The organism is Arsenicibacter rosenii (assembly GCF_001870735.1).
In the GTDB taxonomy this organism is placed as follows: domain Bacteria; phylum Bacteroidota; class Bacteroidia; order Cytophagales; family Spirosomataceae; genus Arsenicibacter; species Arsenicibacter rosenii.
In genome coordinates this window covers 42,364-54,657 of sequence record NZ_MORL01000019.1, presented here as the reverse complement: position 1 = coordinate 54,657, position 12,294 = coordinate 42,364, and the positions used below count along the sequence as shown (strand labels likewise).

Genomic DNA, 12,294 nt, shown 5'->3' with positions numbered 1-12,294 from the left:
TAGCAACATTATTTCGTAAAAACACAAAGCCCGCTTTGCGAGGGCAAAACGGGCTTTGTTGCTGTGTATGGTGGTAAAACGCCTGAGATTGGTAAAAAGTTTATGCAATGAAAAATAGTCTGATTATTTTCCACATTATTCACATTGTGCATAATTATGCATAAAAGGTAACGTCAATACCCTCATCTATGGGCCTGCAACGTACTCCTCACGGTAATTTTGACACGCGAATAAGGCGGTAAATCAATTCCCTGACGGCTTCTGAGCGGCACGCTGGTTTTCCACGGATAATTAAACAGCAGGTGGTTAACCGCCCCGCCGGCTAACTGAATCCGGAAACGTACGGCTCTACCATTCTGCAACCAGGTGAGCTCATTTGCTTTTCGGGTCAGCATGATACGTTCCTGCGTTGTGGTCCCCTGATGCTCAGCAACCCTGACAACATCCGGTGCCGACAGCCGGTGCATGGGTTCAGAAAAGGTGATCATAACAGTGGCGGTAGTGTCACTGACGGTTTGATCAGCCAGGTTACAGGCCTTAATCGCCGGTTTCCGCAGGGTTTGTTGCAGCTTGCCAAGCTGTTTGATAAACACCGGATAAATATCCCGGAGGGTCTGTCCGGCTTTGCGTTGCCGGTAAAGTGAGGTCAGTTTCTGCGTAAACAAAGCGCTTGCCCAAAAGCCACGGGTTTCATTCTGCAGTGTCCAGTCGGTACACACTGTTGACGGCACCGACGGGAAGTAACGCGCCACAAACAGGTCATACACAGCCCAGGTCATGTACTCGTTAAACGTTGCCAGGCTATCCCGCTCATAACCACTGCCTGCGTCCCACAACCGGTTGTCGAAACCGGTCTGCACCAGTGACCGGTACTGCTCCGTCAGCGGGTTAACAAAGGCATGATCCAGCTCGGTGAATAACATGTGAGTCCCCGAAGCGATTTCGGCCGGCGTAGCCTCCTGCACCGCTTTGCCCGACAGCAGAAAACCGGGTAGGGTGATAAAATCCGTACCAACCCCGCCGTTGGTGCGGTGGCAGTTCATCCGCCCCACCAACGGCGACATAACAATGGCATAGGTACCGGCAGCAGTTTGTTTCCCCAGCTCGGTTTCCAGAAACTGCCGCATTTCAGGATAATGCTGCGAAGCCAGATAGGCCGTTGCCAGGTTCTGATAATAAGGCAGATGCGCGCGGTAAAACTGCCGGAAGCCCGATACACGGGCAAACGCTTCGACCTGTGCCACATGCTCCTCAAACGGGTTAACCCCTTTATTGGTCATCAGCGGAAACTGCCGTACCAGCCGGCCGGTACTGTCGAAGGCAAAGGCATAGGCGTCGGTCCGGAAGCTGAGGTACTTTTCCCACTCCTTCCGCGAATAATTCACACTCGCCAGCAGCGGGTGGTTGGTAAAGGCGTCAAAATGGGTGCGGACTTCACGGTAATAGGCCGATTGCTGCGATACCTCCCACGGATCGGTTTTGCCGTAGTCGGTCAGCGCCAGAATGATATTGGCCAGCTCATAGGCTTCGGATAAACGAACGGGCGAATCCGTACCGGAAAGACCCTGCCCCATCGCACCGGAACCGCTCCAAAAGAGCATAAGCATAACAGCTGATAAGTATCTCATCAGAAAAAGGGAGTTAATAAATTGTAGAGAAAACTAAAACAGGGCGATGCTACAGCCGGAGCGCAGCTTTGACGGCCTCCTTTTTACCACGCGACACAGGCACCTGTGCTCCGTCGGTCATTTGCAGGAAGTCGCCGTATTCTTTCTGCCAGCTCCGGATAAATGCTTTATTGACCAGATGGGACTGGTGACAGCGGATGAATCCGTAAGGGGTCAACAGATCGTCGTATTCATAAATCGGTTTGCTGACCAGCAACGTCATACCGTCGCTCAGCCAGAAGGTCGTATAGTTATTGGCCGACTCGCAACGGATGATTTCCGTCGTTTTCACAAAGCGGGTTTCCTGCATCGTTGACAGGGCAATCCGGAGGTCTTCCTTCTGCGATTGTGCTTCCAGCCACTGCATCAGGTAGCCGACCTGCCGGTTCTGCGCCTTTAGCTGACGTTGCTTTGCCGCACGGTCTACCGCAGCCTGCAATTCGCTGATGCTAACCGGCTTCAACAGATAATCAACCGCCGAAAACCGCATGGCCTGAATGGCATACTGGTCGTAGGCGGTCACAAAAATGACTTCAAAATCATAGCTGCTCAGGCTACGCAGCAGCGAAAATCCATCCTGTTCCGGCATCTGAATATCCAGAAAAAGCAAATCTGGCTGATGAGTATACAACGCCGCTTTGCCCCCGGCGGCATGCTGCGCCATAGCACACACCTCAACCTGCGGGCAATAGGTTTCCAGCAACGCTTTCAGGTTGTGCAGGTTCGGTAGTTCATCATCAATCAGAATCGCTTTCATGCAAGCCAATGAGTAAGGGTCAGGACCGCTTCGGTACCGGTTGGCCGGTTAACGGCAAACGTCAGTGTGATCGGTTGTTCAGGATTGATTTCGTTTAACAACCGGATGCGGTTGCGGGTTAGCGGCAACCCATACCCGCCGGTCTTTTCCAGGCTCGGTATTCCGTTGCCATTATCAGTGATCGTAACAACCAGATTATCGGCCAGCCGGGTAACGCGAACTGAAATCCGGCCCGCCTCCTGCAAGGAAGCCACGCCATGCTTGACAGCATTTTCCAGCAACGGCTGCCAGAGCATAGGCGGCAGGTTATTACCGAACACATCCAGCTGTTTATCGACGTCAATGGCGTATTGAAACCCAAACCGGAGTTGCTCCAATTTCAGGTAGGTTTCCATCATTTGCAACTCCCTGCCCAGCGGAACCTCCTCTTTACTACCATTAGAAAGCGATTCCCGCATCAGCCGGGCAAAATCAGACAGATAGTCGTTAGCCGCTTTGAGGTCCTGCCGGTTAACCAGTCCCTGAATCGAACTGAGCGCGTTAAACACAAAATGCGGATTCAGTTGCGCATAGAGTACCTGCATTTCCATTTTTGCCTTTTGCTTCCGGACGGCTTCCAGCCGTGTTTTGGCCCGTTGCCGGATCAACAAAAGCACAAAGACAATCAGCGCCGTAACGGCCAGCAGGATACCTCCCATCGCCAGCCGGAACCAGATGGTCTGATACCAGGCGGGTTCGACGGTAAACCCACATTCAGTGATGTGCTGCGGCTGGGCGGTATACCGGATCTGAAGCCGGTACGTGCCGGGTTCAGCCTTGTTCAGCCAGATAAAACTGTTGTCGTACTCATTATCCCCCCAAGGCCGAATTACCTGCCCATCGTGTAACAACCGGTATTGCAGCTGCGTTTTTGCATAAATGTCGGCCTTGAGCACATAGACCAGGTTATCGTTTGTGGCCGGTAGCCGAAGCCCGTCCAGGGAATACGTCAGCCGGCTGGTTCTGGTTTTAGCCCAGGGATATTGCAGTTTTTGCAGAAAAATATCGAGATCGGGCGAGGCATAGATACCAGTAACTACGGGCCGGATCGACTCCCGGGCAATGAGATTCGTCGCTACAATAGCGCCGGTTGCCCGCCTGCAGACGTCAACAATCAGCATCTTGCCTAAAGATGTTTTATAACCGCCCAGATAAGCCATTTGCGGCAAACCTGAAACCTTGCTGAGTTCGGCATCGGTAAAACGGGTAATAGCCTGCCAGGGAACTACTACCCGCTTCGACGGATACTCTACTACCCGAAACTGGTAATCAGCGGCATTACGGGCATTGACACCATGGAGAAAAAACTGCGCCCGTGCCGTATCAAACGTGGTCCTCGCGACAGCTCCTTCCGGACGAATGCGGGTCATGGCCGAATCCCGCGCAAACTCCGTAAAGCGATCACTGCTTTCCTTTACCGTCCAGAACGAGTTGTTTTCCTTTGGAATAGCCAGGATCAGGGCTACCGTTTCCGGCTTGTCCATTGCTCCTTCCTTAAAACTCTGTGAGTAACGTCCCCACGGTATCTGTGCGTGAAGGCCGGCAGGCAGGAGGATAAGGTAAAGCAGAAAAAAGCGTATCGGGTTCATGACTAGTGTTACTGATACCTCAAAGGTCTGCGGTTTTTCCGGATCGTTTAGGCGAAACTGTGAATCTGGCAGAAACTACTGTGAATTCCGTGAGTCAATACTACCTTAACGCTTGCCAATAAATTACCATAACACACACAATTGTAACTTATCTCAGGCGTTATGCTACAAATCAACCATCCATCTATGTCATTAATCTACTCCCCACCCTATGTTCCGGCTTATTGTATTTATTTGTCTGCTGGCGGGCTGGCTGTCGGCATGTAGCAGCGGCCAAACCGCATTCCGGGAGGGTAATTATGACCTTGCGGTTCAGCGGGCGGCGTTCCGGCTCCAACAAGCTAAGGGGCCTTTCAAACGCGGGCACCGGCTTGCCCATATCATTATCAGGGAAGCGTTTGTCCGCGCCTATAACCAGCATCAGGCAGCGATCCGGCAGTTGTCTGCCCGGCCCGACCCCGCCAATCCGTTCCGGTGGGAACCGGTTTTTCAGCGGTACACGCAGCTACAGTTGCTGACCGACAACGCACGCAGTGGCTCGCCCCATCAGTGTGATAGCTGTGCGGCATGGCTGGCTACCTATCCGGCATCGTATGCAACGCAACAGCATGAAGTCCGGCAGCTGGCGGCAGAAGATCGCTATCAGGCGGCCGAAGACGCCTTCGCGGAGCGTATCCGGGACCGGTTAGCCGCCAAAGAGGCGTATCTGAACTACAATAAAGCTACAGACTGGGTACCCGGTTATCGTGACTCGCGGGATAAATCGGCACAGGCCCTGCCGTTTGCCATTCTGCGGGTGGTTGTCGACCCGATTGGCCCTACCCGCGAAATCGACTCCGACGACAACCGTGAACTGGAACAGCTTATCTTCCGGAACATCGAACGTAACCCGACCCCTTCGACATTTGTCCGGCTATACCTGCCACAGCAGGCAGTGGATACAGATTTTAACGTTCATCAGGTAGTTCAGATGAAGGTAACCGATTATTCGCCGTTTAACGAAACCCTCTCGTCGTCATCGACCAAGGTGTATAGTAATCAAACCTACAAGGTTGGCGAGAAAAAGATCAATGACTCGACCAAGGTGGCGATTATGGAGAAAGTCAGCGGGACACTTACGACACACCGGCGCGAAATCAAGGCCGGTCTCGATTTGCGGATGCGGGCCCTCAACACATTTACGGACAAAGTCGTGTGGGAAGAAACCGTTTGGGAGACCCGCACCTGGGTAACGGAATGGGAAACGTTCAGCGGCGACGACCGGGCCCTCAACGGCAATTCGCTCAAGACCGCCGACCTGCATCCGCCTTCCCGCTGGCAGCTCTACAGCAGCATGCGCGACGAACTCGCCGACGACGTTGCCCGCCGCCTGCGGTCGCGGTATGCGAAGGATTAGCGCAACGTTGTTAGCGCACAGTACGGCGTATCTGACCTAATAAATTACTCCCGTTCCGGTTTGCATATTCAGTGTATTCCAGACTGAATGGCGTTAAAATAAGGTTTTCCCAGTTATACGTTGTAGCGGACTCCGTAATGCGAACCTTTGTTCGTTCTGCATTGACAAAATTCCAAGTAATTGGCTTCACAATTCCATCATTGGTGTACTCTCCTGTACCGTCGACAAAAAAACGGTATATATTGCTGTTATCATAGTTACTGGTATTACCGGTAGTCGCACCACGTTTGTAGTAGTCAATAACATTATTGGACATGCTCCTTAATTCATCAACCTGCCACGTATTCTGCGTCAGTAATGTATGAGGATCAGCCGTCATCGGATTACAAGGCTCTCCGCCTAGCCGCAGCAAACTACCTTTCTGAAACAAAATCCTGCCTCCCGGACCATAGGACACTTGTTTTGCCTGTCCCGCCACATAGTTTGGTACTGTCACGGTATGGCTAATCGTAACAGGGGTACTCAAATCAGGAACGCGTCCCCACAACCAGATCGACGGGCTATTCCACGGTCCCGACTGTACCGTAAAAAGGGCATTATTACAAACCAAGACATACGTCAATGATTTGCCAAAACACTCATTATCAGGATTATATTGCTGATCTCCGTTAAGGTCAATATAAGGTATTGCGGTCACACTTATCACTACTGTTACGGCAGGATCAGGTAATACAAATGGACCGACACTTCGGTCAAAATACCGGTTGTTGACCGTATTTGCTCCGGAACTAAAGGTCAGTGAAGCTGCCGTTATCAACCCAATATCGGTTATGACCGGGCTACTATAGGTTACTTTTTCAAGGAACCGCAGATTATTTAGCGGAACGTTTGAGGTACCCTGGCTAAATTGTAATGAACCGCCACTCCCGAGGATTATTGTCGGACTTACCGGACTAGTGTTAGAAAGCGGTACCGGCGTGTTGCCGGTTAATGTATAGCTGAATGTAACATCGGCACAAGCTATGGTCGTACTAACCGGCCTTTTAATTTGATATACAAGGTAGGCCGGTTTTCCCAGGCACTCTGTTCCCGCATTATACTGACCATCAAAATTCAGATCAAGATACGGTGTAATGGTTGAGCTAAGTACAACAGATATACTTGACTCGGGCAACATGTATGGTCCATATGTGCGGTTGAAATACGTACCAGCGCTTGTATTGAAGGTAAGTAACGGAGCTGTAATCAAGCCCATATCCGTAATAACGGGACCGCTGAAAGCAACATTTTCGATGAACCGGAGAGCTGCCACAGATGTGTTGGTTGTAAGCGCTCCTACCTGAAAATAGTCCCCGCTAGTCATCTGAATTGTCGAACTCGACGGGTTTGTATTGGCAACCGTCACCAGATTCGTTGTAGACGAACTGCTCGTTACGACATAACTAAATGTAACGTCAGTACAGTTTGTTGTACTGACAGGGGCGTTAATCACAAACGTAATCAATACAGGAGCTCCGATACACTCACTTGCTTCATCAAACTGCCCGTTATTATTAGCATCAATAAATGGCGTCATCGTCTGACTCGTAAACCCGCTTATTGCGGGGTTAATCCGCGAGTAGCTACCATACGAATTGCTGAAATAGCTCAAGTCTGATACCCCATCCGGACGACTGACCGGCAGTGGTATCCCGCGTTCTGCCACATTCCCGTTTGACGTCCATTTGGTTAAAAAGCGCAAGTTATTGGTTGATATTGTAGCCGTTAGCGGACTAACCTGCATCATTCCTTCATTAGCAATGACTACAGTTGTACTAACACCATTATTGTTTAAAGTAGATGCCGCTGCGCCAGTGATCGTAAAACTAACGCCAATAGAAGGACAGGTTTCGCTGACAACTGAGCTGGTTAAGGACTGATGAGGCTTGGCGGAAGCCATAACAATAACTGCGAAAAAAAGCAGTGTGAATAGCGTAGTGATCTTTTGCATAATCTTATGTCAATGAGTACTGAACTATTTAAAATATGATAAAAAAGCAAAAAGTTGTTGGATAGTCAATCTCTGCTCTTTGAAAAAGGACAGCTTCTTGTTATTCAGTCACAACACCTCCCGCAACACAATATACCCCGCCACCACCAGTACAAACCAGCCGAAGCCCCGGCGCAGATGGGCCGGATGAATGAACGGGGCCAGCCAGAGCCCGCCGAAAATACCTATTACTGACAGGCCAGTGAAGGGCAGCAGAAACTGGTAATTCAGGTCAGTATGGTGAATGTCACCCAGAAAGCCGACAAATGAGTTGGCCGCAATGATCAGCACAGACGTCGCAACGGCGCGGTGTACGGGCAGACCCGCCAGCAGAACCAGCATCGGCACAATCAGGAAACCACCACCGGCTCCGATGGTGCCCGTCAGCAAACCAACCGCCAGGCCATCAAGCGCCAGCGGTACATAGCGCGGGCGGCCGTCGGCCGCTTCACCGGCCTCGGGGCGCTGGTTCCGGATCATGGCGCGGGCGGCCATAATCATCACAAAGGCAAAGAAAAAGAGAATGGCTTCACTCTTAGGCAACGCATAAGTCCCGAACTGGAACAGCGGGTCGGGCAAAGCGGGGACCAGCAACCGGCGCGCCAGATATACCGATACAAACGAAGGCAGTGCAAACGCCGCCGTTACCCGTAAATCAACGCGGCCGGCGCGGAGATGGGCCACTGAGCCCACTAACGAGGTCACCCCAACCACAAAAAGCGAATAAGTAGTGGCCAATATCGGCGGAATAGAAAACAGGTAGACAAACACCGGAACCGTCAGAATCGACCCTCCCCCGCCTGCCAGACCAATGACAAGACCGACCACCAACGCTGCGATATATCCGATAATTTCCTGTGTGTTCATGCTGGGCAAAGCTAAAGGTTTAAACTAAATTTGTGCCCGGCACGTTTTGATTAAAAGAAGAAGAAATTATGTTAAAGTACCTTTTTATCGCCTTTTTGATTATCGTTTTTGTCCCGTCGGTCCGGCGGTTTCTGTTCTGGCTGCTGGTTGGCCGGCAATTGGTAAAAGAGCAAAAACGGCAGAATGAGCAATTCCGGCCACGTCGGGATGGCGAAACGTACGTGCAGCCCCGCACACCCGACCAGAAGCCGGGACAGGGCTTCAAAGGCGGGGAATACGTTGATTATGAAGAGGTAAAATAACTAGTTCTCCTGCCGGTAGCGAACGGCCGTTGCCGTCAGGGTATATCCGTTGACAGTAGCGGTGGTGTAGTAGGTATACTTAATATTGACCAGCGCAGTTGCTCCCAGCTTCTTGGCTTCCATCGACATTTTTGCCAGCAACAACTCTTTATCCTGCATATTATTTCCACGGCTGATCATCCGGCCGCTTTCCATCTGACGGCTGGTTACCAGGGTTTCCTGCGTCATTTCCAGCTTTTGTAATTCTTCAAATGACCGGTCGGGCCGCTGATTTTCGTAAAAGACATCAACGGGGTAATTAGGTTGCGTCGAAATCGGAATGGCCGGCCGGAAACACCCCGTCAACCCCGCCAGCAACCCTGCAATCAGTATTTTTCTCATCAGTCGTGTAAGAATAGTTATGGACCATGAATCATCAGAGGCCATCTTCCCGGAATCCTGTTGCTTCTAAACCACAGAGCTCACGGAGGTATAGCACAAAGAACACAGCGTTACAACATTAACGGGTTTCCGGTTTACCCTCATTATTCATCATGCATTTTACATTATTTTAACAATTCATCGACCACGCGGGGGAAGTGCTCGTGTTCGAGTACCTGCACCTTACGCGCTACATCGTCCGGCGTATCGGTCGGCTCTACCACACAGCTGGCCTGGAAAACCGGAGCCCCTTCGTCGTAGTGATTGTTTACAAAATGAATGGTAATCCCCGACTCCCTTTCACCCGCTGCCACAACAGCTTCATGCACGAAGTGGCCGTACATGCCTTTGCCGCCATATTTCGGCAACAACGCCGGATGGATATTGACAATTTTGTCCGGAAAAGCCGCTACCAGACCCGCCGGTACAAGCCACATAAATCCCGCTAATACAACCAGATCAACGTGCTGCGCCAGCAGGAATTGCGTGATGCGGTCGGTTTGGTAAAAAGTTGTCCGGTCGAAGAGCAGCACCGGAATATGCAGCCGCCGTGCGCGGTCGATGACACCTGCTTTGGGGTTATTGGAAAGGATAAGCGAGATCTCTACGTCTGTGCGACCCGCAAAATAGTCGGCAATCTTTTCGGCATTACTGCCTGAGCCCGAAGCAAAAATGGCAATACGTTTCATAATGGGCGAAATTACGAGTTTTGCGTAACTTTGTCCGAACCGTTGCCCCGACAAATCAACATGCTGACCACTCGTCAACTGACATTTTCCTACTCGCCAGCGAAACGATTTGCGTTTCCGGACCTGAATTGTGCCGACCGGGAAGCCTTGCTTATCCTCGGACGCTCAGGAACCGGCAAAACTACGTTTCTGCACTTACTGGCGCTGCTCCTCAAACCGGAAACCGGATCGGTGACCATCAACACAACCGACCTGACGAAGCTGAGCCCTGCTGAAACGGCCGCGTTCCGGGCACAGCATGTGGGTATTATTTACCAGAAACCGCACTTTGTCAGTTCGCTCTCCGTAATAGACAACCTGCTGTTAGCCAACTATCTGGCCCAGAAGCCACAGGACAAATCCCGTGCCCGTCAGCTGGCCGAACAGCTTGGCTTTGCCGAGCACCTGTCGAAGAAAACGAGTCAGCTGAGTCTGGGCGAGCAGCAACGGGTCAGCATTGCCCGCGCCATGATGAACCAGCCCAACATGATTCTGGCCGACGAACCGACCTCCAGTCTGGATGATGTAAATACGGAAAAGGTGATTGCCCTGCTGCGGCAACAGTCAGAACAGATCGGAGCCAGTCTGGTAGTAGTGACCCACGACCAACGGCTGAAAGATGCATTTGCCAACCGTGTTGAATTGTGATATGAAACAGGTATTACTGATATTGTGTCTGTTGCCGCTGACGCTGGTGGCCCAGAACAAAAAGAAAAAAGATTATCTGGTTAAACTAACCACCGACTACGGGACCATGCACCTGATCCTGTATGACCAGACGCCAAAGCACAAGGAAAACTTCATCAAGCTGGTTGATTCGTCCTTTTACAACGGGTTGTTGTTTCACCGGGTGATCCAGAATTTCATGATTCAGGGCGGAGACCCGAACTCAAAAAATGCGCAGCCAGGGCAGGCTCTGGGCAGTGGCGGCAAAAACTACCGCGTACCGGCAGAGTTTGTACCGGAGCTGTTTCACAAGAAAGGAACACTGGCAGCCGCCCGTGACAACAACCCTGAAAAAGCCTCCAGCAGCTGCCAGTTTTACATTGTGCAGGGCCGTGTCTGGGACGAAGCCTCGCTGGCTCAGCAACGCGACCGCATTAAAGGCATGAACGGCCACCTGCCTACCGAAGAGCAGGCCAACGTCTACAAAACGCTGGGCGGAACGCCCCACCTCGATGGGAATTACACGGTTTTCGGCGAGGTGATTGATGGCCTTGCGGTAGTAGACAGTATTGCAAAACAGCCCCGCGACAACCGCGACCGTCCACAGAAAGACGTCCGGATGAATATGGAGGGGAAATGGATAAAAAAGAAAAAGATCACGAAACAGTTCGGATATATCTACGCTAAAAAGTAACGGCACGTTTTGGCAACTCAACCGGTTAGCCCTTACTTGCACAGGACCTTTCTCATGCGTTACCTGATTTATGGCAAAACGAATCTTAATCACCGGCTCCAATGGGTTATTGGGCCAAAAACTGGTTGACCTCCTCGTTAACGAATCAACAGTTGAGCTCATCGCCACCGCACGCGGCGACAACCGGTTACCATATACGGAAGGCTACGAATACCGGCCGATGGATATTACGAGCAAGGAACAGGTCCTCGACGTGATTACCTCGGTAAAGCCCGATGTGGTGATCCATACCGCGGCAATGACAAATGTCGATCAGTGCGAGTTTGAAAAAGATGCCTGCTGGCAGCAAAACGTGCTGGCAGTTCACTATATCATTGAGGCCTGCAAGGCAACCGGCGCCTTTCTGTGCCACGTATCCACCGACTTTGTGTTTGACGGTACCGCAGGCCCATACACCGAAACCGACGAACCAAATCCGGTCAGTTTCTACGGCTGGAGCAAGTATGCGGCCGAAAAGGCCGTAATGCACTCCGGCATCAAATGGGCCATTGCACGCACCATGCTCGTCTACGGCATTGCCCACGACATGAGCCGGTCGAACATTATTCTCTGGGTGAAAAAGTCGCTGGAAGAAGGTAAAAACATTAAGGTCGTTACGGACCAATGGCGCTCCCCGACACTGGCCGAAGACCTTGCCATGGGCTGTTACCTGATTGCCGACAAAGAAGCCGAAGGTATTTTCAATATTTCGGGGAAAGGCGTACTGACACCCTACGAAATGGCGATTCAGACGGCCGACTATTTTGGTCTGGACAAATCGCTGATCGCTCAGGCGGATTCGTCAACGTTCACCCAACCAGCTCAGCGGCCGCCGCGTACCGGCTTTACGCTCGACAAGTCAAACGCCATACTGGGCTATGATCCGAAAACTTTTTCGGAAGGCATCGCCATTCTGGCCGGGCAGATTTCAGCAAACGCGTAGTATTCAGGTACCGTCTATATACTGCAGAAGCACGGCAACTGCCACTCGCAGTCATGTCGTGCTTTTGTTTATGAACCCCATGAGCCAGATAAAGATTTACGGAGTCAGAGAAGCTTTGCGAGGCGATGGCGTAACGCTCAACTATCGCATCAACGTCT

12 protein-coding genes are annotated in these 12,294 nt (G+C 51.4%); 5 read left to right on the top strand and 7 right to left on the bottom strand.

Annotated elements, in window-relative coordinates:
- Positions 1-182 precede the first annotated feature (182 nt).
- The 3 genes from BLX24_RS23400 to BLX24_RS23390 form a co-directional block, all read right to left on the bottom strand.
- Complete coding sequence (locus BLX24_RS23400) at positions 183-1,607, bottom strand: DUF4932 domain-containing protein (RefSeq protein WP_071505641.1); 1,425 nt, start codon at positions 1,605-1,607, stop codon at positions 183-185.
- Positions 1,608-1,677: 70 nt separating this feature from the next.
- Positions 1,678-2,424 (bottom strand): LytR/AlgR family response regulator transcription factor, encoded by a 747-nt coding sequence (locus BLX24_RS23395; RefSeq protein ID WP_071505640.1) that lies wholly within the window; start codon positions 2,422-2,424, stop codon positions 1,678-1,680.
- A complete protein-coding gene (locus BLX24_RS23390; protein ID WP_071505639.1) occupies positions 2,421-4,052 on the bottom strand; it encodes a sensor histidine kinase in 1,632 nt (543 codons plus the stop codon). The genes BLX24_RS23395 and BLX24_RS23390 overlap by 4 nt, the downstream gene beginning before the upstream one ends.
- Positions 4,053-4,263: 211 nt before the next feature.
- Here BLX24_RS23390 and BLX24_RS23385 point away from each other — a divergent pair, with 211 nt between their 5' ends.
- Positions 4,264-5,448, top strand: coding sequence for a hypothetical protein (locus BLX24_RS23385; RefSeq protein WP_071505638.1), 1,185 nt, complete (start codon positions 4,264-4,266; stop codon positions 5,446-5,448).
- A gap of 10 nt (positions 5,449-5,458) precedes the next feature.
- Here BLX24_RS23385 and BLX24_RS23380 read toward each other — a convergent pair whose 3' ends face one another.
- Positions 5,459-7,438, bottom strand: a complete 1,980-nt coding sequence (locus BLX24_RS23380) for a hypothetical protein (protein ID WP_143092773.1) — start codon at positions 7,436-7,438, stop codon at positions 5,459-5,461.
- A gap of 108 nt (positions 7,439-7,546) precedes the next feature.
- Positions 7,547-8,344: a sulfite exporter TauE/SafE family protein gene (locus tag BLX24_RS23375; protein ID WP_071505636.1), complete on the bottom strand. Its 798-nt coding sequence runs from the start codon at positions 8,342-8,344 to the stop codon at positions 7,547-7,549.
- 65 nt (positions 8,345-8,409) lie between these two features.
- Here BLX24_RS23375 and BLX24_RS23370 point away from each other — a divergent pair, with 65 nt between their 5' ends.
- A complete protein-coding gene (locus tag BLX24_RS23370; protein WP_071505635.1) occupies positions 8,410-8,646 on the top strand; it encodes a DUF4834 domain-containing protein in 237 nt (78 codons plus the stop codon).
- Here BLX24_RS23370 and BLX24_RS23365 read toward each other — a convergent pair whose 3' ends face one another.
- Both BLX24_RS23365 and purN read right to left on the bottom strand, forming a co-directional pair.
- Positions 8,647-9,027: a hypothetical protein gene (locus BLX24_RS23365; protein WP_071505634.1), complete on the bottom strand. Its 381-nt coding sequence runs from the start codon at positions 9,025-9,027 to the stop codon at positions 8,647-8,649.
- Positions 9,028-9,191: 164 nt separating this feature from the next.
- Positions 9,192-9,755 (bottom strand): phosphoribosylglycinamide formyltransferase, encoded by a 564-nt coding sequence (gene purN / locus BLX24_RS23360; protein WP_071505633.1) that lies wholly within the window; start codon positions 9,753-9,755, stop codon positions 9,192-9,194.
- 60 nt (positions 9,756-9,815) lie between these two features.
- On the opposite strand from purN, the gene BLX24_RS23355 reads away from it, so the two are divergent.
- The 3 genes from BLX24_RS23355 (at position 9,816) to BLX24_RS23345 (ending at position 12,136) form a co-directional block, all read left to right on the top strand.
- A complete protein-coding gene (locus BLX24_RS23355) occupies positions 9,816-10,442 on the top strand; it encodes an ATP-binding cassette domain-containing protein (protein WP_071505632.1) in 627 nt (208 codons plus the stop codon).
- 1 nt (position 10,443) lies between these two features.
- Positions 10,444-11,154 (top strand): peptidylprolyl isomerase, encoded by a 711-nt coding sequence (locus BLX24_RS23350; RefSeq protein ID WP_071505631.1) that lies wholly within the window; start codon positions 10,444-10,446, stop codon positions 11,152-11,154.
- A gap of 70 nt (positions 11,155-11,224) precedes the next feature.
- Positions 11,225-12,136, top strand: a complete 912-nt coding sequence (locus BLX24_RS23345) for an SDR family oxidoreductase (protein WP_071505630.1) — start codon at positions 11,225-11,227, stop codon at positions 12,134-12,136.
- Positions 12,137-12,294 lie beyond the last annotated feature (158 nt).